Raw genomic sequence first — 24,435 nt, forward strand, 5'->3', positions numbered from 1 at the left:
GCGATGCGGTCGGCGGCGTGACCCAGCAGGTCACCCTGGCCTCGGGCGAGTTCAACGGCACGCTCGATGCCGGCTTCTACCGGCCGGCCTCGCTCGGCGACTATGTCTTCGAGGACCGCAACGCCAATGGCATCCAGGACAGCGGCGAGGCCGGGATCGCCGGCGTCACCGTCGAGCTGCTGGATGCCACCGGCGCCGTGGTGGCGACCACCACCACCGGATCAGCCGGCGCGTACATGTTCTCCAGCCTGGTTCCTGGCGAATACAGTGTCCACTTCGTGACGCCCTTCGGCTATGTGCCAACCGTGGCCAACCAGGGCAGCGACGACGCCAAGGACAGCGACGCCAACAGCGACGGGTATACCCAGCAGATCACACTGCTCTCAGGCCAGCACAACAGCACGGTAGACGCCGGCCTCTACCTCGGGATCAGCAGCCCCGGCGTACGGACGCCGGGCTTCTGGAAGCAGAATGGCTGGCAGGATTTCTGGGACGGGGATGCCAGCGCGCCAAAGCAGGCGGGAAAGGCAGGCTTTGCCAATGGCGACATCCTCTACCAAACATACGGCTCCGCCGGCGTGGTCGATCCGGTGGGCGGTGCCAGGAAGCTCGGTATCCTGATCGGCGACTTCAACAAGAACGGCAAGACCGACGCCGGCGAGGTGACGATCTTCTACACCCAGAGCGAAGCCCTCACGGCGCTGAACGCGGCGGATTCGGCCGCGGATGCGCGCTTCATCCTGGACCGGGCGCTGGTGGCGACCTGGCTGAACTACCTGGCCGGCAATCCGCTCACCGATCCTGCCAACAACCCCGCCATCTTCGACGCGAAGGATGCGGTGACCCAGGGCATCACCTGGCTGCAGCGCCACTCCGCTGATGAGAATGGCGACGGAATGGGCGATGGCAGCCTGTCCCTGAGCGCGTCCAGCTGGAAAGTCGCCGCCAGCTCCGCCGCCTGGAACTCCACGGCGAACGGCATCACCGGCGGCGAGACGATCAAGAACTGGCTGGACGAGTACAACAACGACGGCACTCTGACCTACAATGGCGTCAAGACGGTCATTGCGGTGGACGACAGCGTCTGGGGATAGCCCGCGCGGCGGGCGCCCCTGGAATTCCCTACAAAACCGCTGCGCAGCTTTTTGGGAGGGGACCAATGGTCCCTCCCAATCCGCGCTTCGACACGCCTTCCGCAGCAACGCCGCGGAAGGACATTGGCGAGCACCCGGTTCGATAGGCGTTCTTACTCAGGCCGGGGTCTGGGGGGGACGCTCGCCCCCCAGCAGGGGTTCAGGCACAGTGTCCCCGGACCTGCCGCTGGCCTCTATTCCCCAGCGAGCCGCGCGGCCATGATCGGCGCCGCCAGCCGCATCATGCCGTTCACATCGGCCATGCGCTCCAGCCCGAGCACCGCATCCGCGAGCTGCGCCGCCCGCTCCGCCCCGAGCACGGCATCGACCAGCCCGTGGAACTTCGCGCGCAGCTCGGGCTCGGTCAGGAAATTCTCGGGCTCGCCCTTGGCGACGGTGATCTTGCGGACGAACTCCTGGCCGCGCGCCCGGATCGTCAGCTTGCCCGCCATATGGGTCGGGAACAGCGCCTGGATCTCCGGGTCCTCGACGCAGTTCACCTTCGGCAGCAGGCTGCGCACCGTGCTGTCGGACAGCAGCGCGTAGCTGTCCCAGCCCATGTGGCCGGTCGCCAGGCCGCAGGAGACGACGAAGGGCCCGCTGAACTGGCCATCCACCACATTCTGCGGATTCTGCTTGTAGGCCAGCGGCGCGCCGACCAGCAGCATGCCCTTGTTCGGCAGGCCCATGGTCACCGCCTCGATCTCCTCCGGCTTCAGGCCAAGCTCGGCGCGCAGCGCGATGGCGGCGTCGATGCAGGCGTGACCGTAGCGGCAGGAGGGATAGGGCTTCACCGCTGTGTTCATCAGCTCGAACTGGGTGCCGAGCCCCTGCAGCGCCCGCTCCGGCGTCGGGTTCGGCGCATAGGCGCGGAGGAAGCCGGCCTTGCCCTCGAAAGCCTCGGCGGCGCCGCGGAAGCCCTCGCGCGCCAGGGTCGCGGCGGCGAGGCCGTTCATGGCGCTCCAGCCCACCTGGAAGCGCTTGGTCCAGGCGCCATTGGCAAGGAATTGCAGGCTGCCGGCGGCCTGCGACAGGGCGATGCCGAAGGCATCCTGCATCGCCTTGGCATCCAGCCCGAACACCCGCCCGGCGGCGGCGGCGGCGCCGAAGGCGCCGCAGGTCGCGGTCGGATGGTAGCCGCGGTCGTAGTGGTCGCCGCCGGGCAGGGCGAGCGCCAGGCGGCAGGTCACCTCATAGCCGGCAACGATTGCCGAGAGCACGGTGCGGCCATCGGCGCCGACCATCTCCGCCGCCGCCAGCGTCGCCGGGATCACCGGCGCGCCGGGGTGCAGGGTGCCGGCGGCGTGGGTGTCGTCGAAATCGAGGCTGTGGGCCAGGGCGCCGTTCAGCATCGCGGCCCCGGCCGGAGTGTAGCGGGCGCTGTCGCCGAGCACGGCGGAGCCGCCGGCGGCCAGCCCCAGGGCGCGGGCCATGGCCAGCAGGGCAGGGGTGCTCTCGGCGTCGTGCCGGCCACGGACGATGTTGCCAACCAGATCCAGCAGCAGGAACCGGGTGCGCTCCCGCACATCGCCGGGCAGGGTGGCGAAGTCCAGGCTTGCGCAGTAGGTGGCGATGGTTTCGGTAACGGCGGCCATGGGGTTCCTCCGGGCTTCCGGCCGATCCTAGCCACCGCGCGGGGGCGGGCCAAGCCACCAGGCCCGTCCGGGCCTTGGCGCGGTCTCCGGAGGGCTTGGTCAAGGAGCCGGACATACTCCTGGCGCAGAAGCTGGCGGATGATCCCCCGACTCTCCGCGTTGCGGCGGCGCCGCAGCCATGGCACCTGTGCACCGATGCACCCCAGGCGTTCCTTTCTCGCCGGAGTCGCCGCCCTGTCGGCGACCACCGATGCCTTCGCCCAGGGCGATGGCGGCTTCAACGCATTCCTCGACGGCGTGCGCGCCGATGCCCGGCGTGCCGGCATCTCCACCGCGGCCGTCAACCGGGCCTTCGCCGGGCTGCGGCCCAATGCCCGGGTCATCGAGCTCGACCGGCGCCAGGCCGAGGGCGGACTGACCTGGGAGGATTACCGCGACCGGATCATGGTCTCGCCCACCCGTGTCGCCAATGCGCAGCGGAACTACCTGGAGAACGCCACCCTGCTGCGCGCCATCGAGACGCGCTACCGGGTTTCGCCGCGGGTGGTGGTGGCGATCTGGGGTGTCGAGACGAATTTCGGCGGCAACACCGGCGGCTTCGGCATCATCGAGGCGCTGGCGACCCTGGCCTGGGAGGGCCGCCGCGCCAGCTATTTCCGCGCCGAGCTGCTGGCCGCGCTCCGGGTGCTGGACGGCGGCCATATCTCGCCCGAGCGGATGCGCGGCTCCTGGGCCGGGGCAATGGGCCAGCCGCAATTCATGCCCTCGAACTTCGAGCGGCTGGCGGTGGATTTCGACGGAGACGGGCGGCGCGATATCTGGGACAGCCGGGCCGATGCGCTGGCCTCCATCGCGCATTACTTCCAGCGCAGCGGCTGGCGCGAGGGCGAGCCCTGGGGGCGGGAGATCCGGCCGCCGCCGGGCTTCGACCGCGACCGCGTCGACACCGACAGCAAGCGCAGCCTGCGTGACTTCGCCCGGCTCGGCTTCCGTGCCGCCGATGGCGGTGCGCTGCCGGCCAGCGATCTCGAGGGACAACTGGTGTTGCCGAGCCGCGGTGCCGGCCAGATCTTCCTCGGTCACCACAATCTGCGGGTCATCCGCCGCTATAACTCGCCGGTCAATTACGGGCTTGCGGTGGGGCTGCTCTCGGACCGGGTGGCTTGACTGCTCTGGGTGCGGGAAGCACCGCACGGCAGGACAGGCTGAAGCGCCCGGTTCGGTTTCGCCTCGGGCTAGCGGTGGCGCTGGGCCTGACGGTACCGGCCGGCTGCAACCGCCAGCCGCTGCCGGTGCCCCAGGCCCGCTACGTGGTCGGGGAGCCCTATTCGCTCGGCAATCTCTGGTCCTACCCGCGCGAGGATTTCGCCCTGGTCGAGACCGGCCTCGCCAGCACCCTGCCGGACCGCCGCGCCGGGCGGCGCACCACCAATGGCGAGGTCTTCGACCCGGGCCGGCTGGTCGGTGCGCATCGCACGCTGCAGCTTCCCGTCATTCTGCGGGTACGGAACCTCGACACCGGGCACGAGATCCGGCTGCGGGTGAACGACCGCGGGCCGGTGCAGCCGGGCCGGATCCTCGGCCTTTCCGAACGCGCCGCGACGCTGCTGGGCGGGACACCGGGCGACGCCATCCCGGTACGCATCGAGGTGGATGAGGCGCCGAGCCGGGCGCTTGCCCGCGGCCTGCCGAACCAGGAGACCGCCACCCTGGCGATCGCCGCCGCGCCGCGCGGCGCGGTGCAGGCGGAGGCTTTGGCGCCGCCGCCCGGCGCCCGCGTCGCTGCTCGCGGCCCGGCGCCGGCGCCACGCGCCGAAGGCCGGCCGGCGGTGGAGGTGGCCATGCCCTTGCCGCCCGACCCACTGCCGGAGGAGGTCATCCATGGCCATGCCCAGCCCGGCCGGCTGTTCATTGAAACCGGCGTCTTCTTCCGCCACGACCAGGCGCAGCGCCAGGCGGCCCGCATAGCCGGGGCCGGGGCCCGGGTCGAGGCGGTCGGCAGCGGGCGGCAGGCACAGTTCCGGGTCCGCCTCGGTCCCTTTGCAGATGCTGCGGCGGCCGATCGCACCCTGGCGCTGGTGCATCGCGCCGGGGTGGCGGATCCACGAATTCTCATCGACTAGCCGGCCCATCCTCACCTCATGCTTGAGCCGTACCGGCAACAGCGCGTATCCGATGCCGCAACGCCCGCAGGAGCCCGCCCACCATGCCCCGCAGCCCAGCCCCCGAGACGGCCGGTCTGATACAAGCAGACCGGTCTACTGACTGGTCCGAGGCCGCGACGGGAGTCCATGAACGTTGCGACGCAACATCCATGGGCTCCCGGCATGCGGTCCGCGGCCAGTGCCGCGACGCTGAGCAAGCCAGAGGTTCGTGCCCGGCGTCCAAGGGGGGGGTGAACATGTCAATGTTCGGGGCCGCTGATGGGCTCCCGCGCCGCAGCCTCGTCGTACCTGCGGCGGCGGCCCTCACATCCGCCGTGCTGCCCCTGTCCGCCCTGGCACAGCCGCGCCGGGCAGGGACGCCGCGCCCGGCCCCGCCGCCCTCCTCGCCGGCGACGACGCCGCTCGGGCCGCTCGACACCCAGGCGCGCCAGGCGCTGATCATCGACTTCGACACTGACGCGGTGCTCCTCGACAAGAACGCGGATGAGCGGATGCCGCCCTCCTCCATGTCGAAGCTGATGACCATGTACATGGTCTTCGACATGCTGAAGCAGGGCAGGCTGAAGCTCGACCAGGAACTGCCGGTCAGCGAGCGCGCCTGGCGCATGGGCGGCAGCAAGATGTTCGTCCAGGTCGGCACCACCGTGCCGGTGGCAGCGCTGATGCGTGGCGTCATCGTGCAGTCTGGCAACGACGCCTGCGTGGTCTTCGCCGAGGCGATCAGCGGCAGCGAGCAGCAATTTGCCGAGGCGATGAACGACAAGGCCCGCGAACTCGGCCTGACCAGCAGCAATTTCCGCAACAGCACCGGCTGGCCGGATCCCGAGCACCGGACGACCTGCCGTGATCTGGCACGGCTGGCCAAGCGCATCATCCTCGACTTCCCAGAATACTACCCGGTCTACAACGAGCGCAGCTTCCGCTGGAACGACATCAGCCAGGACAACCGCAATCCGGCCCTGTCCCGCGTCGCGGGCGCCGACGGCCTCAAGACCGGCCATACCGAGGAGGCCGGCTACGGCCTGACCGCCAGCGCGAAACGCGGCGAGCGGCGGCTGATCCTGGTGTTCAACGGCCTCAACAGCATGCGGGCGCGGGCGGAGGAGAGCGAGCGGCTGCTGGAATGGGGCTTCCGCGAATTCGAGAATGTGGTGCTGTTCCGCGCCGCCGATGTGATCGAGGAAGTGCCGGTGCACCTGGGTGACCGCCGCAGCGTGCCGCTGGTGGGCGGCCGCGACGTGGTGGTCACCCTGCCGAAGCAGTGGCGCCGGAGCCTGCAGGCGCGGCTGCGCTACGACGCGCCGGTGGCGGCGCCGGTGCTGAAGGGGACGGAACTCGGCCGGCTGGAGGTTTCCGGCCAGGGCGTTCCGCCGATGTCGCTGCCGTTGATGGCGGGCGCCGACGTCGAGCGGCTTGGCCTCATCTCCCGCATCCCGGCGGTGATCGGCCGCTGGGTCTCCGGCGGCTGAAGCAGGTGGGGCGCGGCCGCTTCATCACGCTGGAAGGCGGGGAGGGGGCGGGAAAATCCACCCAGGCCCGGACCCTGGCCGGCGCCCTCGCCGACGCCGGCCTGCCGGTGCTGCTGACGCGGGAGCCGGGCGGCGCGCCGGGGGCGGAGGCGGTGCGTGACCTGCTGCTCGGCCGTGGCTGGGACGGCATCGCCGAATGCCTGCTGCATTTCGCCGCGCGGCGGGAGCATGCGGCGCGGATGATCGAGCCGGCGCTGGCCGCCGGCATCTGGGTGGTCTGCGACCGCTTCGCCGATTCCACCCTGGCCTATCAGGTGCACGGCCAGGGCGTGCCGCGCGCCGCCTTCGATGCCATCGCCGGCGCGGCGCTGCAGGGGCTGCGGCCGGACCTCACCCTGGTGCTGGACGTGCCGCCGGGCCTCGGCATGGCGCGGGTACAGGCGCGGGGCGAGGTCAACCGTTACGATCGGCTCGACGCCGGTTTTCATGAGCGTGTGCGGGACGGCTTCGCCGCCGTTCTCGCCGCCGAGCCGGGGCGGTGCCTGCGCATCGACGCCAGCGCCACGGCACCGGAGGTGGCGGCGGCGATCCTGGGCGCGGTTACCGCCCGCCTGCTGCCGGCATGATCCCGCCGGAGCCCCGCGCCAACCCCGATCTCGTCGGCCATGACGCGGCGGCCCGCAGCCTGGAGGAGGCGGCGCGGGCGACCCGGCTGCACCATGCCTGGCTGATCACCGGCCCGGTCGGGGTCGGCAAGGCGACCCTGGCCTATCGCTTCGCCCGCTGGCTGCTGGCCGGGCAGCCGCCCGCCATTTGTGGCCAGCCGCCGCTGGCGGTGCCGGAGAGCCACCCCGCCTTCCGCCGCATCGCCGCCGGCGCGCACGCCGACCTCTTCACCATGGCGCCCAACACCGGCGACAGGGGCAAGAAGGAGATCCTGCGCGCCGACGACGCCCGCGCCGCCGTGCGCTTCCTGGCGCATACCGCCGCCGAGGGCGGCTGGCGGGTCATCGTCGTCGAGGAGCTGGATCGGGCGGAGCGGGAGGTCGTGCCGAACATCTTGCTGAAGACGCTGGAGGAACCGCCACCACGCACCATCCAGCTCATTGTCACCAGCCAGCCTGGCGCGCTGCTGCCGACCATCCGCAGCCGGTGCCGGCGGCTCGACCTCTATCCACTGCCCGGAGAGGCCATGGACGGGCTGCTGGCGCGCTGGCTGCCGGAGCTGCCGGCGGCGGAGCGGGCCGGGCTGTGCCGCATTGCCGACGGCAGCCCCGGCCGCGCGCTGGCCCTGGCAGAAGGCGAGGGGCTGGCCTTGCAGGCGGTGGTGGAGGAGGTGCTGCGCGGCCTGCCGCAACTCGACCCGCGCGTCGCGCTCGATATCGCCGATCGGGTCGCGGCGCGGCGCGAGACCACCGCGCTTGGCACCTTCTTCGCATTGCTGCGGCGGGCGCTATCGGCCGGGCTGCGGGAGGCGGGGAAGGGCGGTGACCAGGCGTCCTGGCTGGCTGGCCGGTCGCTTGCTGACTGGGCCACCGTATGGGACAAGCTCGGCCTCCTCGCGGACGAGACCGAGCGGTTGAACCTCGACCGCAAGCAGGCTGTGCTGACCGGTCTGGGCCTGCTCTCCGTACGCTGAAAGATAGCCGTGATGGCAAAGACTTATCTGACCACGCCGATCTACTACGTGAACGACCGGCCGCATATCGGGCACGCGTATACCTCGCTGGCCACCGATGTGCTGGCGCGCTGGAAGCGGCTGGACGGGCAGGAGGTGTACTTCCTGACCGGCACCGACGAGCATGGCCAGAAGGTGGAGAAGGCGGCGCAGGACGCGGGCATGGACCCGCAGGCCTTCACCGACCAGGTGAGCCAGCATTTCCGAACCCTGGCGGATCGCATGGGCTTCTCCCACGACGATTTCATCCGCACCACGGAACCGCGGCACAAGGCGGCCTGCCAGGCGCTGTGGCGGCGCCTCGCGGAGCGGGACGAGATCTACCTCGGCGCCTATGAGGGCTGGTACGCGGTGCGCGACGAGGCCTTCTACGGCCCTGACGAGCTGGTCGAGCGTGACGGGGTGAAATACGCCCCGAGCGGCGCGCCGGTCACCTGGGTGAAGGAGCCTTCCTACTTCTTCCGCCTGTCCAAGTGGCGCGACTGGCTGCTGGACTACTACGAGGAGAACCGCAGCTTCATCGCGCCGGAAAGCCGGCGGAACGAGGTGATCAGCTTCATCAAGGGCGGGCTCAGCGACCTCTCCATCAGCCGCACCAGCTTCCGCTGGGGCGTTCCGGTGCCAGGCGACGATGCCCATGTGATGTATGTCTGGCTGGATGCGCTGACGAATTACATCTCCGCCCTCGGCTACCCGGATGAGAGCCATCCGCTCTGGCGCTTCTGGCCGGCCGATGTGCATTTCGTCGGCAAGGACATCATCCGCTTCCATACCATCTACTGGCCGGCCTTCCTGAAGGCCGCGGGCCTTGAGCCGCCGCGCCGGGTCTTCGCCCATGGCTGGTGGACGAATGAAGGGCAGAAGATCTCGAAGTCGCTCGGCAATGTCATCGACCCGCTGGCGCTGGTCGAGGAATACGGGCTGGATCCGGTGCGGTATTTCCTGCTGCGCGAGGTGCCCTTCGGCAATGACGGCGACTTCTCCCGCGCCGCGCTCATCGGACGACTGAACGGAGAGCTGGCGGACGCGCTGGGCAATCTGGCGAACCGCACCCTGTCGCTCATCCAGCGCAATTGCGACGGCAATCTGCCGCCGCCGGCCGATGCGGTGGAGGCGGATGCCGCCTTGCTGGAGCCGGTGGCGGGGTTGGCGGCCAGGGTCGGTGCCCATCTCGACCGCCAGGAATTCCATCTGGTGCTGGAGGCGATCTTCGCCGAGGTGCGCGGCGCCAACGGCTACATCACCCAGCAACAGCCCTGGGCGCTGAAGAAGACCGACCTGGTGCGGATGGCAGCGGTGCTACGGCATTTGCACACTGCGTTGCGCGGTTTCGCCACGGTGCTGCAGCCCTTCATGCCCGGTACCATGGCGGCGCTGCTCGACCAGCTCGGCGTGCCGGCCGAGGCGCGCAGCCTGGCAGCGCTGGCGGAGCCGCTGCCCGGTGGCATCGCCCTGCCACCGCCGAGCCCGCTGTTCCGCAAGATCGAAATGGTGACCTGAGCCGATGCTGGTCGATTCCCATTGCCACCTCGACTACTTCGTCGAGGCGGAGATCGAAGCCGTGCTTGCCCGGGCGCGGGACGCCGGCATCGGCCGCATGGTCACCATCGGCACCCGCGTCGGCCAGGCTGCCGCGGTGAAGGCGCTGACCGAGCGGTTCCCGGATGTCTGGGGCACGGTGGGTGTTCACCCGCACAATGCCGGCGAGCCCGAGGGACTGCCGAGCGTTGAGGCGCTGGCGGCGCTGGCCGACCATCCCCGGATCATCGGCCTCGGCGAGAGCGGCCTCGATTATTTCTACGACAAGGCCCCGCGCGAGGCGCAGCAGGAGGGCTTCCGCCGTCATATCCGGGCCGCACGGATCACCGGCTTGCCGCTGGCGATCCATGCCCGTCAGGCGGATGACGACATCATCGGCATCTTGCGGGAGGAGCATGCGGCCGCCGGCGGCTTTCCCTTCCTGCTGCACTGCTTCTCCTCCGGCCCCGAACTGGCGCGGCAGGCGGTGGCGCTCGGCGGCTATGTCTCCTTCTCCGGCATCCTGACCTTCCCGAAATCCACCGAGCTGCGGGCGCTGGCCGCCGAGTTGCCGGCTGAGCGGCTGTTGGTGGAAACCGACAGCCCCTACCTCGCCCCGGTGCCGCTGCGCGGGAAGCGCTGCGAGCCGGCCTATGTTGCTCATACCGCCCGCGTGCTGGCCGAGGCCCGGGGCATCGGCATCGCCGAGGTGGAGGTACTGACCACGGCGAATTTCTTCCGCCTCTACCCGAAGGCCGCCTGAGCCGTGCTGCGAGTCACCATCCTGGGCTGCGGTGGCTCCGGCGGCGTGCCGCTGATCGGCGGGGCGGGCGAGGGGGGTGAATGGGGGGATTGCGACCCGGATGAGCCGCGCAACCGCCGCACCCGCACCTCCGCCCTGATCGAAGGGCCGGAAGGCGGCCGGCTGCTGGTGGATGCCGGGCCGGATCTGCGGCAGCAGCTTCTGGCCGTGGGCGCCGCCCGGCTCGATGCCGTTCTGTTCACCCATGCCCATGCCGACCACATCCTCGGCATCGACGACATCCGTCAGGTCAATCGGATCACCGGCCGGGCGCTCGATGCCTATGGCACAAGGACGACCCTGCAGAAGCTGGACGATCGTTTCGATTACGCCTTCATCGGCCCGACGCCGCCATTCTTCTACCGCCCGGCGCTGGAGCCGATCCGGCTGGCCTATGGCGACCGGGTGATCATGGCCGGGCTGCCGGTCCAGGTGTTCCGCCAGGACCATGGGGTGATGGACACGCTCGGGCTGCGGATCGGTGGCTTTGCCTATTCGACCGACGTGGTGATGTTGCCGGAGGAGAGCCTGGAGGCGCTGGCTGGCCTCGACACCTGGGTGGTCGGCTGCTTCCAGCTTCGGCCGCACAAGGTCCATGCGAACCTCGACCAGGTGCTGGAATGGGTGGAGCGGCTAAAGCCCCGGCGCACGGTGCTAACCCATATGGGAACGGCCATGGATTACCGAAGCCTGCTGCGCAGCCTGCCGCCGGGGGTCGAGCCGGCCCATGACGGCATGATCCTGGAAATCCCAGAGATCTAAATCCTGGAAATCCCAGAGATCTGACCTGCCAAATCCCCAAATCCATCCACAGATTTTTATTCCATAATATACCTTATGCGGTGAGCCTGGATGTGAACGGACGCGTGGATGGAATTGCCTGCTGCGCCCTCTCCTTGCGGTGCTGTCCGAGTTGTCCCGACTCGGCGCGCCACCGCGTCTCTTGGTTTTCGTTAGGGACTTTTATATGGCCCATGGTTCGGCCGCTACCGCTTGCGAGGGATCTCCGATGACGACACCGCCTGAGGCAGCCCTGGCTCGGCTTCTTGAGATCATGGTGCGGCTGCGCGCACCGGTCGGTGGGTGCCTTTGGGACCGAGAGCAGAGGTTCGAGACGATCGCGCCCTACACCGTCGAGGAGGCCTATGAGGTGGCCGAGGCGATTGGGCGCGGGCCAGAGATGGGCGCCTTGCTGGATGAGCTGGGCGATTTGCTGTTCCAGGTCGTCTACCACGCGAGGATGGCAGAGGAGGCTGGCGTCTTCGGTTTCGCGGATGTGGCGGAGGCGATCAGCCACAAGATGATCCGACGGCATCCCCACGTCTTCGGTGATGCGGCGGCAGGGAATCCTGGTTGGGAGGCGCTGAAGCAGGCAGAGCGGAGTTCAGCGAAGGATGACGGGGTGCTGGCAGGCGTGCCGGCCGCCCTCCCCGCTTTGACTCGGGCGTTGAAGCTGACTCGGCGGGCCGCCCGAGTCGGGTTCGATTGGCCGGATACCGACTCGGTGCTCTTAAAGTTGACCGAGGAGGTCGAGGAACTACGAGCGGAGATCCCGGCTGCGAAGCCTGAACGCCTGGCCGATGAGCTCGGGGACATGCTGTTCGTCGTAGCCAATCTGGGACGGAAATTGGGCCTGGATCCGGAGGCCTGCCTGCAGGCGGCGAATGCCAAATTCGCCCGGCGGTTCAATGCTGTGGAGGCGCAATTGGCCGAGCGCGGCGCCACCCCTGCCGAGGTCGGTCTGGAGACCATGGAAGCGGAATGGCAGGCCGCTAAGAAATCTGAGCGGACCGCAAAAACACCCCATCTGCCCGACCAGTAAGACCGGAAGGCATGCCGAGTCGGGAGAGTCGACAGCGAATCAAATTGACGCCGGGATGATGAACGGGGCCGCCAATCAGGGTCTGATCAGCGCCTCATGCACTGCCTGCCAGGCTTCGCGGTCCGGGGCACAGATCATCCCGCCAGTGGTGACCAGCGGGCTATAGGCGCTGCCATCGAACCGGGCGGCGTAGCCCCCTGCCTCGCGGTGCAACAACCAGCCGGCGGCGTGGTCCCAGGGCAGCAGCCGGTTGTAGATCAGCGCATGGACATGGCCATCGGCGGCCAGCCGGTACTCATGTGCCGCGCAGCGCATTCCGATGGCGGCGCCGAGCCGCGGCAGGCGAGAGGCGACCTGGCTCTTCAGCGGCTCCGGCATGAAGCCCCAGGACACCGCCGCGACCATCTGCCCGACCGGGACCGACGCGGCGACCCGCATGGCGCGGCGCGTGCCCTCGGTGTCTTCGATCCAGGCCCCCTCCCCGCGCAGCGCGATGGTGGTGTCGTCGCCGAGCGGATCATGGATCCAACCCGCTACCACCTCGCCATGCACCACCGCCGCCGCCATGCAGCCGTAGAGCGGCAGGCCGGCAGTGAAATTGGCGGTGCCATCCACCGGATCCACGACGAAGGCCAGCTCGGCCCCCTGTAGCCGCTGCAGCACCGTGGCATCGGCCGCGGTGGCTTCCTCGCCGACCACGACGCAGCCCGGAAAGCGCGCCTCAAGGCCGGCGGCGATCACCCGCTCGGCCGCCTCATCGGCATCGGTCACCAGGTCGAGCGGACCGGATTTGGTCCGTACCGCGCCGGCTGCCAGCCGCCGCCAACGCGGCAGGATCTCCGCCTGGGCGGCGGCGCGGAGCAGCTGCGCGACCTCCGTCGCCTGGCGATGGTTGAAACGGAGGGTCACGCCCGCGGCTGCTCGAACCGCGCCCGGTCGGCGGCGGAGAGCCGGACGGTGACGCGGACATCGCCCTCCGCCTCATGCCGCTCCACCACCTCGCCATGGCGGTAGAGCCAAGCGAGCTTGGCGCCATCGGCGGCGGGGATGGCGTATTCCACCGTCTCCAGCCCGGCCGCGAGCCGCGCATCCAATACTGCGCGGAGGTCGTCCAGTCCCTCCCCGGTCAGCGCCGAGACGGCGACGGTGCCGTCCGAACTGTCCTCCACCCGTCCGGTGCCGCCCAGCAGATCGGCCTTGTTCAGCACTTCGATGACACGCGACTCCCAGGCGGGGTCGAGCGTCGGGTTGGCGCCTTCCGCCATCTCCCGCAGCACGGTGAGGACATCGGCGCGCTGCGCCGCGGTGTCCGGGTGGGCGATGTCGCGGACATGCAGGATGATGTCGGCCGAGGCCACCTCCTCCAGGGTCGCGCGGAACGCTTCCACCAATTGGGTCGGCAGGTCGGAGACGAAGCCCACCGTGTCGGAAAGGATGCCGCGCCGGCCGGATGGCAGGCGGATGCCGCGCATGGTCGGGTCGAGGGTGGCGAAGAGCTGGTCCTGGGCGTAGACGCCGGCGCCGGTCAGGGCGTTGAACAGCGTCGATTTGCCGGCATTGGTGTAGCCGACCAGGGCGATGACCGGATAGGGCACGCGCTCCCGCTGCCGGCGGTGCAGCCCGCGGGTCCGGCGGACCTGCTCCAGTTCCTTCTTCAGCTTCACCATGCGGTCGGTGATCAGCCGGCGGTCGATCTCGATCTGCGACTCACCGGGGCCGCCGAGGAAGCCGAAGCCGCCACGCTGCCGCTCGAGGTGGGTCCAGGACCGCACCAGCCGGGTCCGCTGGTAGTCCAGATGCGCCAGTTCGACCTGCAGCGCGCCCTCCTTGGTGCGGGCGCGCTCGCCGAAGATCTCGAGGATCAGCCCGGTGCGGTCGATGACCTTGCAGCGCCACTCGCGCTCCAGGTTGCGTTGCTGCACCGGGGTGAGCGCCGCATCGACGATGACCACGGCAACCCGCTGGTCGGCAATTGCCTGCTTCGCCGCCGCCACCTGGCCTTCGCCAAGCAGGCTGCTCGGCCGCCGCTCGCGCAGCGGAAAGACGGCGGTATGGACGATGGTCACGCCGATGCTGGCGGCCAGCCCCACGGCTTCCGCCAAGCGTGCATCCGCGGCCCGGGGCGCCGCCTCCGACACCAGGGCAACCACACGCTGCGGCCGCTCATAGGGCAGGATGACGGCGGCCCGTGTGGGCCCGGAATCGGTGCCATCCCCGCGATCATTCGCCGGGGGAGGCAGGCCGTTCTCAGTCGCTGCCGACAGGATTGACCTCGCGGCTCATGGTCAGGGTCGTGCCCTCGCGCGTGACCTGGGCGACGGCGCCCTCGCGGGCAGCGGTGGCGTCGAAGAGCTGGATCGGCGCGCCCGGCATCACCGTGCTGATCGCATGCTTGTAGACAAGCTGGGTGTGCCCGTCCCGGCGAAGCAGGACCGAAAAATTATCGAACCAGGTGATGATGCCCTGTAGCTTGACGCCATTGACCAGGAAGATCGTCACGGGGGTCTTGCTCTTGCGAACGTGGTTCAGGAACACGTCCTGCACGTTCTGGGACTTCTCGGCTGCCACGGCACGGTCCTTCTTTTTCTTGGCGACCCGTATTCGACGGTTCCGCCGCGGCGGGTCCGGCCCCGCCTGGAGGCCCCAACATCGATCACCGGGCCACGGTTTGCAAGACGTTGCAGTGCACCATTTCACGTGTTGCGTGAGCGTCATGGTTCAGGCGTGCGGTACCCGGGCCGATGTCATGCCCTCCGGCGCGCCAGGATGATGTCCTGGTATCCGCCGATGCCGCCGTCTTCGGCCTCCAGTATATCGAAATGCCGGCTCCAGACCTGCCGGATATAGGAAATGGCATGGCTGACCCCGCGGTAGACGTTGGGGTCGGGGATCACCCCCACCAGATCCTGGCTCGGGCCGAAATCAGTGAAGCCGGTCCGCTGCCAGCGCAGGAAGTCCTTGAACCGGCGTGGGAAGCGCGACCAGGCAGCCTTGCCGAAGGTGGTCAGCAGAGCGACTCCGCCCGGTCGCAGCACCCGCTCCAGCTCAGCCAGCCAGAGCCGCTGGTGGGCCTCCGTCAGAGTGAGTGAAGACCGAGACGCCGATGACGCAGTCGACGCCGCCGGTGGCGAAAGGCAGGGGCGGATCGGTGCTGATCACCTCGAAGCGTCCCCCTGGCAGGTTGGCCCGGCACCAGCCGATGGCGCCAGCGTCCGGATCCACGCCGACATAGCGGCCGGGCAGCGCCGGCAGCAGATACCGCCCCACCCGGGCGCAGCCGCAGCCCCAGTCCAGCACGGTACCGAAGCTGGCGAAGCCACCCGGCACCCGGCGTTCCAGCACCCGGGCCAGCAGATGGGCGATGGTGCAGCCGGTGCGGTCGAAGCCTGCGGCATCGCCCGGTCCGTGCACCCGCTGGCGCAGCATTTCCGGCGGCTGCGGGACCGGTGCGGCAGAGACCCAGATGTCCTGCGACGGGGCGATCGGCCTGCCGCTTGGCTCGCGAAGCGACAGATGCAGCAGCGCCGGGTCGCCCACCGCCGCCAGCGGCAGGCCGAAGCGAAATCGTGGCCGCTCGAAGCGCCCGGCGAGGCCCAATGGGTCGACGATGAAAGGCTCGCTACGGCGCAGCCAAGTCATCTCGGCCGGGGCGCCGTTCACCTGCAGTCGCAGCGGCCGTGGCTGGCCATAGGGCGGCACGGCCCAGCCCCGAACCGACCAGCCTTTCGCCCTGCACCTGCACCACATCCAGCGCCCAGAGCCCCTGCCCCAGCGCCTCCTGCTTCCAGGCGCGGTAGAGTTCCTCCGCCGCGGTGGTGAGACGGGCCTCGGCATGCTCGAAGATCACGCTGCCATCGGCGGCGGCAAGCAGGCGCAGCCGCTGCGGCGCGGGGTCACAAAACCGCGGCGGCACCGCCCAGGCGAAGCCGCCGCGGCCATCGCCGAGGCCGTCCTTGGCCAGGTCGGGACGCAGGAGGTCGGGGGTAAACTCGCGGCGACCTCGCCGTTCACCTCCACCCGGATCGCCGGGGCGCGGCCCGCTTGATGGTCCCAGGCCCAGCCGATCAGCCGGCCCAGATGCAGGCGCTCGGCCCGGCCGGCGTAGCGCTCGCCGCCCGGTGTCACGTCGCCGGGGTCCGCCGCAGCCAAGCAGCCAGCGCATTGCCATCGGCGAAGGCAAGGTCGGGCGCCGCATTGGCCACCCCGCCATCATGGGCCGCATCGCCGAACAGCACCGCGGTGCAGCCGGCGGCGCGCGCCGCCTGCATGTCGAGCCCCGTGTCGCCGATGTACCAGACCGCCGGCCCCGCCACTTCGCCCAGCGCCGGCAGCGCCAGGTGGAAGGGTGCCGGGTCCGGCTTGTCGGCGGCAGCGTCGCCGGCGCCGAGCAGAATCCGGAAATGCCCGTCCCAGCCAAGATGCGCCGCCTCCGCCCGCAGCAGCGGCCCCTGCTTGTTGCTGATCACGCCCTGCGGGATGGCCGCCGCGGCGACCGCGAGCACCGCCTCGATGGCACCTGGCATCGGCTGCAGCACCCGCAGGTGGTGGGCGCGGACCGCGGCGTAGAACACCTCCCGCGCATCCTCCCAGGCGGCGCCGAAGAGTTCCGGAAAGCTCTCCCGCAGGCTGCGGCGGACCCGCGCCTTCACCTCCTCCAGCGTCCATTTGGGCAGGCCATGCGCCGCGAAGGCGGCGTTCAGCCCGGCGGCGATGGCCAGCCAGCCATCGACCAGGGTGTTGTCCCAATCCCAGAGGATCGCCCGCGGCGGCCCTACATCAGGGCGGCCGAAGGCCGACATCGGCGCAGGCGCCATCACGCCGCGTTCCTGCGGTCGCCCTTCACATGCCGCGCGAAGATCTCGAACAGCCGGCGCACCACCGGGCCGACCTCGCCGTCGCCAACCGGGGCGCCGTCGATCCGGGTGATCGGCTTCACGAAGGAGGTCGCAGAGGTGAGGAAGGCCTCCCGCGCCCGGCGCATCTCCTCGATGGAGAAGTCGCGCTCCTCGAAGGCGATGCCGGCCGCTTCCAGCTCCGCCAGCAGCGCGCCGCGGGTGCAGCCGGGCAGGATGACGTGGTCGAGGTGGCGGGTGCGGATGACGCCGTGCTCGTCGACGATCCAGAAATTGGTGGCGGCGCCCTCGGTCACCGTGCCGGAATCCGGGTCGAACAGGATGGCCTCGATCGCCCCCTGCTCCCGCGCCGCCTGGCGGGCCAGGCAGTTGGGCAGCAGGTTGATCGATTTGATGTCACGCCGCGCCCAGCGCAGGTCCGGCAGGGTGATGCAGGCGCCGGCCCAGCGGTCGACATCGGTCGGGTAGGCGGCGATGCGCTTCACCGTCACCACCAGCGCCGGGGGCACCGACCGGGCGGGGAAGGCATGGTCGCGACGGGCGACGCCACGGGTGACCTGCATGTAGAGCAGGCCCTCGGTTACCCGGTTGCGCCGCGCCACCTCGGCCAGCACATGGCGGAGCGCCGGGCGCGACACCGGCATCGGCAGGCGGATCTCGCGCAGCGAGCGTTCCAGCCGGTCGAGGTGGCGATCCTCGTCGATGAAGCGGCCATTGTAGAGGTGCACCACCTCATAGATGCCGTCGCCGAATTGGTAGCCACGGTCCTCGATATTCACTTCGGCCAGCCGCTGGTCGAGGTAGCGGCCGTTCACATAGGCGATGCGCGACATGATCACCCCGGAGAGAGAGCCACGATCATAGCCCCTCACCCGCACGAAACCCAGGCCGGTCCACGGCACGCCCATGCCCTGGCGGATGGGGCCAGGGGAAGGCAGCGCCTTCCCCGGCACGCCCGCTAAAGCGCGTTCCCTGCGGCAGCCGCCGGCGCCCGATCCTCCGCCTGCACACCAAGGAATTTCAGCTTCCGGTGCAGCGCGCTGCGCTCCATGCCGACGAAATTCGCGGTGCGGCTGATGTTGCCGCCGAAGCGCAGCAACTGCGCTTCCAGATACTGCTTCTCGAACAGCTCCCGCGCCTCGCGCAGCGGCAGGGTCATGATCTCCGAGCTGCGGTCGAGCTTCAGCATCGCCGGCGCGGCGGAGCCCACCTCGGGAGGCAGCATGTCGGCGCGGATCGCATCCCTTGCGTCGCCCGGGGCCATGATCAGCAGCCAGTCGATCAGGTTGCGCAGCTGGCGGACATTGCCCGGCCAGTCATAGGCCTGCAGCGCCGCCAGCGCATCCTCGGCGATCTCCCGCGGCGCCATGCCGGACGTCTCGCCGGAGCGCGCCATGAAATGCCGGGCCAGCCCCGGCACATCCTCCCGCCGCTCGCGCAGCGCCGGAATCTTCAGCGGCACCACGGCGAGGCGGTAGTAGAGATCCTCGCGGAATCGCCCGGCGGCGATCTCGGCCTGCAGGTCGCGGTTGGTGGTCGCCAGCACCCGGACATCGACCTTCACCCGCGTGGCGCCGCCGATCCGCTCGAACCCCTGCTCCTGCAGGGCGCGGACGATCTTGCCCTGGGTCTCCAGCGGCATGTCGGCCACCTCGTCGAGCACCAGCGTGCCGCCATGGGCGCGCTCCAGCATGCCGGCGCGGCGCGGCTGCCCGATCGGGTCCACGCCGGCCTCGACGCCGAACAGCTCCTCCTCGAAGCGGGCAGGGTTCAGCGTGGCGCAGTTCAAGGCGACAAAGGGTCCATCGGCGCGGCGGCTGCGGGCGTGGATCATCCGCGCCGCCACCTCCTTGCCCGAACCCGCCGGGCCGGTGATCAGCACCCGGCTGCCGGTCGGCGCGACGCGGTCGATGGCGGCGCGCAGCTGGGCGATGCCGGCGGAGACCCCGACCAGCTCGGTCTCCGGCCCGGCGCGCAGGCGAAGCTCGGAATTCTCCCGCTTCAGCCGCGCCGCCTCCAGTGCCCGGGCGACGATCAGCAGCAGCCGGTCCGACTTGAACGGCTTCTCGATGAAGTCGTAGGCGCCGTTCTGGATCGCCTGCACCGCGGTCTCGATGGTGCCGTGGCCGGAGATCATCACCACCGGCACCTGCGGCTCCTCCCGGTGCAGCGCCTCCAGGATGCCGAGCCCGTCGAGCCTCGAATTATGCAGCCAGATGTCGAGCACCACCAGGGACGGCCGCCGGGCCTTGAAAGCGGCCAGCGCGGTGTCGCTGTTGTGGGCCTGGCGGGTCTCGTAGCCCTCGTCGGACAGGATACCCTCGATCAGGGCGCGGATGTCCGGCTCGTCGTCGACGATCAGGATCTCATGCGCCATGCATCCGCCTCATGCTGCCATCCGGACGTTCCGCTTCCAAACCCGCCGGCCGATCCTGGGCCGGCCGCCACGGCAGGGTGAGCACCGCGCGGGCCCCACCGGAGGGCGCGTCCTCGCCTGCCTCCTCCGGTCCAGTCCCGGGCGGCCGATCCTCCAGCCCCATCCTGCCGCCATGGTCCTCCATGATCTTCTTGACGATGGCAAGGCCGAGACCGGTTCCTTTTGCCTTGTGGGTAACATAGGGCTCGGTAAGGCTGTCCCGCTCATCCCCCTGCGGCAGGCCGATCCCGTCATCCTCGACGGCGATGGAGACACTGTCCTCGGCAGGCTCGATGCGCACGACGATGTGACCATGCACTGTCCCGGGCGGCCGTGGCGGGGCCTCCGTTCCCTCCGGCTGCACCCGCGTGGCGATGGCGTCGGCGGCGTTCTGCAGCAGGTTGGTCAGCGCCTGGTTCATCAGCCGGCGGTCGCATGGCACCACCGGGGCAGCCTCTGGCAGCTCCAGCCGGTACTCCACCTCGGGATGGGCGTCACGCTGCAGCACCAGCGCCTCCCTCACCACCTGGGACAGATCCTCCGGCTTGATCACCGGCTGCGGCATCCGGGCGAAGGCGGAGAATTCATCGACCATCCGGCCGATGTCACCCACCTGGCGGACGATGGTGTCGGTGCAGGCGACGAAGGTCTCGGGGTCGGCGGTGATCTGCTTCAGGTAACGCCGCTTCAGCCGTTCCGCCGAGAGCTGGATCGGGGTCAGCGGGTTCTTGATCTCGTGCGCGATGCGGCGGGCGACATCGGCCCAGGCTGCCTTGCGCTGGGCGCTGAGCAGCTCGGTGATATCGTCGAAGGTCAGCACATAGCCGGCAATCCCGTCGCCGCTGGCCGGCCGCTCCACCCCGATCCGCGCCAGCAGGGTGCGGCGGTGGGAGGGCGGGCCGATGCGGATCTCCTCGGTATGCGGCTTCTCGTTCGTCGAACCCGCGGCATCCTGCATCGCCTGCAGCAGCGGGGCGAACTCCGGCACCGCCGATGCCATCGGCAGGCCGATGGCGGCATCGAGGTCGAGGCCGAGCAGCTCGCTCGCCCGGCGGTTCGGCAGGTTGATCCGGCCATCGGTCTCCAGCCCCACCACCCCGGCCGAGACGCCGGCCAGCACGGTTTCGGTGAAGCGCCGGCGCTCGTCGATCTGCCGGTAGGCCTGCAGCAGCTCCGACCGCTGGGCGGCGAGCTGGTTGGTCATGCGGTTGAAGGCGCGGGCGAGGCTGGCGATCTCCTCATCCACCGCCCCCTCCTCGACCCGGGTCGCCAGGTCGCCCGCGCGCACCCGCTCCGCGGCGACGATCAGCCGGCCGATCGGCCGCGCCAGCTGATTGGCCAGGACGAGGCCGATCAGCACCGCCGCCAGCAGCACCAGCAGCGCGGCGATGGCGAAAATCATGACGAAGGTGATCTGCAGGCCGGAACGGTTGCGATCGAGCTCGTTGTACTCGGCAACCGACTGCTCGACCGAACGCTGGTGCAGCAGCACGGTGGTATCGAGCGGCCGGCCGATCAGCAGCATCCAGCCGCCGGAGGTTTGCGGGCCGATGTCGAGCGCGACGACGGCCCGCACCCGATCCTCCGCCGGCAGCACTGCGACGTCGCCAAGGCGGGCGGTTGCGATCGCATCCTCCGGCGGCGGGTCAAGGGTGAAGCTGGTAGTGTAGCCGGCATGGGCGATCACCTGCTGGGTCGCCGGGTCGAAGACGATGGCCTCGGTCAGGTTGCGCAGCGCGGTATGGGTCGCCAGCAACCGGGCGAAGGCGATGCCGTTGTCCGGCAGCAGGACCCGGGCGCGGGAAAGGTCGGCGGCCATCGCCAGCGCGTCGCCGCGGATGGTGTTGCGGTGTTCCTCCAGGTAGCCGCGGCTGGCCTGCAGGCTGGCTTCCAGCGTGCTGCGCACCCGGTCGCTGAACCAGGTCTCGATGCCGAGGTTGAAGAACAGCGCGGCGAAGGCGGCGACCAGCAGCGCCGGCACCACCGCCACCACGCCGAACAGCAGCACCAGCCGAACATGCAGCCGCGACCCCGCCGAGCCGCGCCGCCGCTCCGCCCAGACCCGCACCAGCCGCCCGGCCAGCGAGCCCAGCAGCAGCAGCAACACCGCCAGGTTGACCAGCACGATGCCGACGACCATGCCGGGCTTGGTCGGGCCGAAGGGGCTGCCGTCCGACAGCACCGAAAAGGTGGCGACGCCGAGCAGCAGCGCGCCGACCGCGAGGCCCAGCGTCATCCCGCGCCCGAGCAGCAGATCCGCCAGCCGATGCGCCGGGCCGCGGCGTTTCGGCTCCGTCATCACGGCATCCTGGCCTGCCGCCGCCCCGCGCTCGGCCTGCTGCGAGGCGCGGGCGCGGAACAGCGCCATCAGCCGAGCCCGCGCACCACGGGCAGGTCGAGCTCGCGAATCTTCTTGCGCAAGGTGTTGCGATTGAGCCCGAGCATCGCCGCCGCCTTGATCTGGTTGCCACGGGTCGCGCCGAGTACCAGCCGCAGCAGCGGCCGCTCCACCTCGGCCAGCACCCGGTCATAGAGGTCGCGCACCGGCAGCCCGTCCTTATGGGCGGCGACGAAGGCCTTCAAATGGCGCTCCACCGCCTGCTCCAACGTCTCCGGTCCGCGCGCGCCGGCCTCAGCCGGCGGCTCGGCCTCCGACAGCTCGGCGTTGACCGCCTCGGCGTCGATGGTTTCCTGGGCGTAGAGCGCCGCGAGGCGCCGCATCAGATTCTCCAGCTCGCGCGCATTGCCCGGCCAGGCGTGCTGCTTCAGCCGATCCAGCGCCTCCGGGCTCAGCTGCTTCGCCGGCAGGCCGGAGGCCTTGGCGCGGTCGAGGAAATGCCGCGCCAGCAGCGGGATGTCCTCCAGCCGCTCGCGCAGCGGCGGCAGGCGGATGGGAACGACGTTGAGCCGGTAGAACAGATCCTCGCGGAACAGGCCCTGGCGAATCGACTGGCGCAGATCGCGATGGGTGGCGGCGACGATGCGGACATTGGCCTTGATCGGGGTACGGCCGCCAACGGTGGTGAACTCGCCTTCCTGCAGCACCCGCAGCAGCCGGGTCTGCGCCTCGGGCGGCATGTCGCCGATCTCGTCGAGGAAGAGGGTGCCGCCGGCGGCCTGCTCGAAGCGGCCGACGCCGCGATTCAGCGCGCCGGTGAAGGCGCCGCGCTCATGGCCGAACAGCTCGCTCTCGATCAGCTCGCGCGGGATCGCCGCCATGTTGATGGCGATGAAGGGGCCGCCGCGGCGGCGGCCGTAATCGTGCAGCGCACGGGAGACCAGCTCCTTGCCGGTGCCCGACTCGCCGGTGATCATCACCGTGAGGTCAGTGGTCGTCAGCCGGGCGACGGTCCGGTAGATCTCCTGCATGGCGGCGCTGCGGCCGACCAGCGGCAACCGCTCGCCGGCATCCTCGCCCTCGGTGACGGCGGGCGCCTGGGGTGCGGCCAGGGCGCGCTCCACCACCGCCAGCAGCTCCTTCAGGTCGAAGGGCTTCGGCAGGTACTCGAAGGCGCCGCGCTGCGCTGCCTTCAGCGCGGTCATGAAGGTGCTCTGCGCCGACATCACCACCACGCGCAGGTCGGGCCGCACCCGCTTGATGCGGGGGACGAGGTCGAGACCGTTCTCGTCCGGCATGACGACATCGGTGATGACGAGATCGCCCTCGCCATCCTCCACCCAGCGCCACAGGGTGGCGGCGGAGGAGGTGGCGCGCACCTGGTAGCCGGAACGGCCGAGCGCCTGGCTCAATACGGTACGGATCGCCCGGTCGTCATCGGCAATCAGGATGGTACGGCTGTCGGTCATCAGGAATCCCTGGGGCCTGGGCCGGCCCCGTTGCCGCTGCGCTGCCCTGGAGTGGCGGTGCTCCGCGTCCCGGCTGGCGGCATCGCCAGCGAGAGCCGGAACACCGTCCGCCCCGGACGGCTGTCGCATTCGATGAGGCCGCCCTGGTCGGCGACCAGCTTGGCCACCAGCGCCAGGCCGAGGCCCTGGCCGCCACGCTTGGTGGTGACGAAAGGCTCGAACAGCGTGGCGCGCAGGGCTTCGGCTATGCCTGGGCCATTGTCGCGCACGCTGACCTGCAAGGGCAGGTGCACGCGTTCCCGGCTGCCGGGGACGGCGATGCGCATGCCGTGATGGTAGGATGTGCTGAGGACGACCTCGCCGCCGACCGGGTCCACCGCCTCGGCGGCGTTCTTCACCAGGTTCAGTAGAATCTGCACCAGCTGGTCGCGGTTGCCCCAGACCTGCGGCAGCGACGGATCGTAATCCTCGACGATCCGGAGATGCGCGGCGAAGCCGGTCTGCGCCACCCGCTTCACATGGTCCAGCACCTGGTGGATGTTCACCGCCGCCAGATCCACCGGCCGGTCGGAAAACATGTCCATCCGGTCGACCAGGTTGCGGATCCGGTCGACCTCGTCCTGGATCAGCAGGCAGAGTTCCTGGTCGGCCTCCGCCGCGCCCTGCTCCAGCAACTGGGCGGCGCCGCGGATGCCGGAGAGCGGGTTCTTCACCTCATGCGCCAGCATCTCCGCCATCGCCGAGGCGCCGCGCGCCGCGCCGAGGAAGTTGAGCTGGCGGTTCATCATCTGCGCGGTGGAGCCATCCTGCAGCGTCAGCACCACCCCGCCCGGCATCTCCGGCAGCGGCGCGCCATGGGCGGCGACGCCACGCCGGTGCAGCCGCGGGCTGTCGAGGGTGAGGTCGTGGTCGGAGACCGGCGCCTCATGTGCCCGCACCTGGTCGAGCAGCGCCAGCAGCCGACTGTCCTCCGGCAGCAGATCGGAGAGGCGCAGCCCCGCCAACGTCGGGAAGCTGAGCTGGAAGAACAGCTCAGCCGCCGGGTTGGCGTAGCGGAAGCGGTTCTCGACATCGATCACCACCGCCGCCATCGGCAGCGCGGCCAGCATGGCGGCGGCATCCGGCAGCGCCGTGGAGCGGTTGCCGGCATGGGCACGCCTCACCGGCGGCGGGTGGA

General features: G+C 70.1%; 23 protein-coding genes. 10 read left to right on the top strand and 13 right to left on the bottom strand.

Annotated features, from left to right (window positions below; genetic code table 11):
- A partial coding sequence (locus tag H7965_RS21220) for an SdrD B-like domain-containing protein (RefSeq protein WP_186772587.1) occupies positions 1 to 1,094 on the top strand: 1,094 nt, incomplete at its 5' end.
- Between the two features lie 233 nt (positions 1,095 to 1,327).
- On the opposite strand, the gene H7965_RS21225 is transcribed toward H7965_RS21220, so the two are convergent.
- On the bottom strand, positions 1,328 to 2,728 hold the full coding sequence (locus H7965_RS21225; protein WP_186772588.1) for an MmgE/PrpD family protein: 1,401 nt from the start codon (positions 2,726 to 2,728) through the stop codon (positions 1,328 to 1,330).
- A gap of 138 nt (positions 2,729 to 2,866) precedes the next feature.
- Between H7965_RS21225 and H7965_RS21230 the strand changes: the two genes are divergently transcribed.
- From H7965_RS21230 to mazG, 9 genes are all read left to right on the top strand, one after another.
- A complete protein-coding gene (locus H7965_RS21230) occupies positions 2,867 to 3,895 on the top strand; it encodes a lytic murein transglycosylase (RefSeq protein WP_229682640.1) in 1,029 nt (342 codons plus the stop codon).
- 74 nt (positions 3,896 to 3,969) lie between these two features.
- The gene (locus H7965_RS21235) at positions 3,970 to 4,851 is read left to right on the top strand and encodes an RlpA-like double-psi beta-barrel domain-containing protein (protein ID WP_186772589.1); all 882 of its coding nucleotides are present in this window, start codon (positions 3,970 to 3,972) and stop codon (positions 4,849 to 4,851) included.
- A gap of 356 nt (positions 4,852 to 5,207) precedes the next feature.
- A complete protein-coding gene (locus H7965_RS21240) occupies positions 5,208 to 6,362 on the top strand; it encodes a D-alanyl-D-alanine carboxypeptidase family protein (RefSeq protein WP_229682641.1) in 1,155 nt (384 codons plus the stop codon).
- Between the two features lie 5 nt (positions 6,363 to 6,367).
- Positions 6,368 to 6,988 (top strand): dTMP kinase, encoded by a 621-nt coding sequence (tmk, locus tag H7965_RS21245; protein ID WP_186772590.1) that lies wholly within the window; start codon positions 6,368 to 6,370, stop codon positions 6,986 to 6,988.
- On the top strand, positions 6,985 to 8,001 hold the full coding sequence (locus H7965_RS21250; RefSeq protein WP_186772591.1) for a DNA polymerase III subunit delta': 1,017 nt from the start codon (positions 6,985 to 6,987) through the stop codon (positions 7,999 to 8,001). The genes tmk and H7965_RS21250 overlap by 4 nt, the downstream gene beginning before the upstream one ends.
- 12 nt (positions 8,002 to 8,013) lie before the next feature.
- The gene (gene metG, locus H7965_RS21255) at positions 8,014 to 9,540 is read left to right on the top strand and encodes a methionine--tRNA ligase (protein WP_186772592.1); all 1,527 of its coding nucleotides are present in this window, start codon (positions 8,014 to 8,016) and stop codon (positions 9,538 to 9,540) included.
- 4 nt (positions 9,541 to 9,544) lie between these two features.
- Complete coding sequence (locus tag H7965_RS21260) at positions 9,545 to 10,321, top strand: TatD family hydrolase (RefSeq protein WP_186772593.1); 777 nt, start codon at positions 9,545 to 9,547, stop codon at positions 10,319 to 10,321.
- 6 nt (positions 10,322 to 10,327) lie between these two features.
- On the top strand, positions 10,328 to 11,122 hold the full coding sequence (locus H7965_RS21265; protein WP_186772630.1) for an MBL fold metallo-hydrolase: 795 nt from the start codon (positions 10,328 to 10,330) through the stop codon (positions 11,120 to 11,122).
- A gap of 247 nt (positions 11,123 to 11,369) precedes the next feature.
- A complete protein-coding gene (mazG, locus tag H7965_RS21270; protein ID WP_186772594.1) occupies positions 11,370 to 12,182 on the top strand; it encodes a nucleoside triphosphate pyrophosphohydrolase in 813 nt (270 codons plus the stop codon).
- 75 nt (positions 12,183 to 12,257) lie between these two features.
- Here mazG and H7965_RS21275 read toward each other — a convergent pair whose 3' ends face one another.
- From H7965_RS21275 to H7965_RS21330, 12 genes are all read right to left on the bottom strand, one after another.
- Positions 12,258 to 13,091: an inositol monophosphatase family protein gene (locus H7965_RS21275; RefSeq protein ID WP_186772595.1), complete on the bottom strand. Its 834-nt coding sequence runs from the start codon at positions 13,089 to 13,091 to the stop codon at positions 12,258 to 12,260.
- Positions 13,088 to 14,422: a GTPase HflX gene (gene hflX, locus H7965_RS21280; RefSeq protein WP_186772631.1), complete on the bottom strand. Its 1,335-nt coding sequence runs from the start codon at positions 14,420 to 14,422 to the stop codon at positions 13,088 to 13,090. The genes H7965_RS21275 and hflX overlap by 4 nt, the downstream gene beginning before the upstream one ends.
- 7 nt (positions 14,423 to 14,429) lie before the next feature.
- The gene (gene hfq / locus H7965_RS21285; protein ID WP_186772596.1) at positions 14,430 to 14,750 is read right to left on the bottom strand and encodes an RNA chaperone Hfq; all 321 of its coding nucleotides are present in this window, start codon (positions 14,748 to 14,750) and stop codon (positions 14,430 to 14,432) included.
- A 176-nt stretch (positions 14,751 to 14,926) separates the two neighbouring features.
- A complete protein-coding gene (locus H7965_RS21290) occupies positions 14,927 to 15,217 on the bottom strand; it encodes a hypothetical protein (protein ID WP_186772597.1) in 291 nt (96 codons plus the stop codon).
- Between the two features lie 10 nt (positions 15,218 to 15,227).
- Positions 15,228 to 15,881, bottom strand: a complete 654-nt coding sequence (locus tag H7965_RS31800; protein WP_186772598.1) for a class I SAM-dependent methyltransferase — start codon at positions 15,879 to 15,881, stop codon at positions 15,228 to 15,230.
- Positions 15,802 to 16,095, bottom strand: a complete 294-nt coding sequence (locus H7965_RS21300) for a hypothetical protein (RefSeq protein ID WP_186772599.1) — start codon at positions 16,093 to 16,095, stop codon at positions 15,802 to 15,804. Before H7965_RS21300 ends, H7965_RS31800 begins: the two co-directional genes overlap by 80 nt.
- A 208-nt stretch (positions 16,096 to 16,303) precedes the next feature.
- A complete protein-coding gene (locus tag H7965_RS21305; RefSeq protein WP_229682642.1) occupies positions 16,304 to 16,996 on the bottom strand; it encodes an HAD family hydrolase in 693 nt (230 codons plus the stop codon).
- Positions 16,996 to 17,868: a D-amino-acid transaminase gene (locus H7965_RS21310; protein ID WP_186772633.1), complete on the bottom strand. Its 873-nt coding sequence runs from the start codon at positions 17,866 to 17,868 to the stop codon at positions 16,996 to 16,998. Before H7965_RS21310 ends, H7965_RS21305 begins: the two co-directional genes overlap by 1 nt.
- Before the next feature lie 125 nt (positions 17,869 to 17,993).
- Positions 17,994 to 19,412, bottom strand: a complete 1,419-nt coding sequence (gene ntrX / locus H7965_RS21315) for a nitrogen assimilation response regulator NtrX (protein WP_186772600.1) — start codon at positions 19,410 to 19,412, stop codon at positions 17,994 to 17,996.
- Positions 19,402 to 21,750: a sensor histidine kinase NtrY-like gene (locus H7965_RS21320; RefSeq protein ID WP_186772634.1), complete on the bottom strand. Its 2,349-nt coding sequence runs from the start codon at positions 21,748 to 21,750 to the stop codon at positions 19,402 to 19,404. The genes ntrX and H7965_RS21320 overlap by 11 nt, the downstream gene beginning before the upstream one ends.
- 68 nt (positions 21,751 to 21,818) lie before the next feature.
- Positions 21,819 to 23,258, bottom strand: a complete 1,440-nt coding sequence (gene ntrC, locus H7965_RS21325; RefSeq protein WP_186772601.1) for a nitrogen regulation protein NR(I) — start codon at positions 23,256 to 23,258, stop codon at positions 21,819 to 21,821.
- A complete protein-coding gene (locus H7965_RS21330; RefSeq protein ID WP_186772635.1) occupies positions 23,258 to 24,367 on the bottom strand; it encodes a two-component system sensor histidine kinase NtrB in 1,110 nt (369 codons plus the stop codon). The genes ntrC and H7965_RS21330 overlap by 1 nt, the downstream gene beginning before the upstream one ends.
- Positions 24,368 to 24,435: the final 68 nt, after the last annotated feature.

Origin of the sequence: Siccirubricoccus deserti (assembly GCF_014283215.1) — a bacterium.
GTDB lineage: Bacteria > Pseudomonadota > Alphaproteobacteria > Acetobacterales > Acetobacteraceae > Siccirubricoccus > Siccirubricoccus deserti.

Bases quoted from the DNA above. Each gene is read 5' to 3' on its own strand.
- H7965_RS21225 (WP_186772588.1), bottom strand. From the start codon at position 2,728: ATGGCCGCCGTTACCGAAACCATCGCCACCTACTGCGCAAGCCTGGAC.
- H7965_RS21230 (WP_229682640.1), top strand. From the start codon at position 2,867: ATGATCCCCCGACTCTCCGCGTTGCGGCGGCGCCGCAGCCATGGCACC.
- H7965_RS21250 (WP_186772591.1), top strand. From the start codon at position 6,985: ATGATCCCGCCGGAGCCCCGCGCCAACCCCGATCTCGTCGGCCATGAC.
- metG (WP_186772592.1), top strand. From the start codon at position 8,014: ATGGCAAAGACTTATCTGACCACGCCGATCTACTACGTGAACGACCGG.
- H7965_RS21260 (WP_186772593.1), top strand. From the start codon at position 9,545: ATGCTGGTCGATTCCCATTGCCACCTCGACTACTTCGTCGAGGCGGAG.
- mazG (WP_186772594.1), top strand. From the start codon at position 11,370: ATGACGACACCGCCTGAGGCAGCCCTGGCTCGGCTTCTTGAGATCATG.
- H7965_RS21305 (WP_229682642.1), bottom strand. From the start codon at position 16,996: ATGGCGCCTGCGCCGATGTCGGCCTTCGGCCGCCCTGATGTAGGGCCG.
- H7965_RS21310 (WP_186772633.1), bottom strand. From the start codon at position 17,868: ATGTCGCGCATCGCCTATGTGAACGGCCGCTACCTCGACCAGCGGCTG.
- ntrX (WP_186772600.1), bottom strand. From the start codon at position 19,412: ATGGCGCATGAGATCCTGATCGTCGACGACGAGCCGGACATCCGCGCC.
- H7965_RS21320 (WP_186772634.1), bottom strand. From the start codon at position 21,750: ATGACGGAGCCGAAACGCCGCGGCCCGGCGCATCGGCTGGCGGATCTG.
- ntrC (WP_186772601.1), bottom strand. From the start codon at position 23,258: ATGACCGACAGCCGTACCATCCTGATTGCCGATGACGACCGGGCGATC.
- H7965_RS21330 (WP_186772635.1), bottom strand. From the start codon at position 24,367: ATGCTGGCCGCGCTGCCGATGGCGGCGGTGGTGATCGATGTCGAGAAC.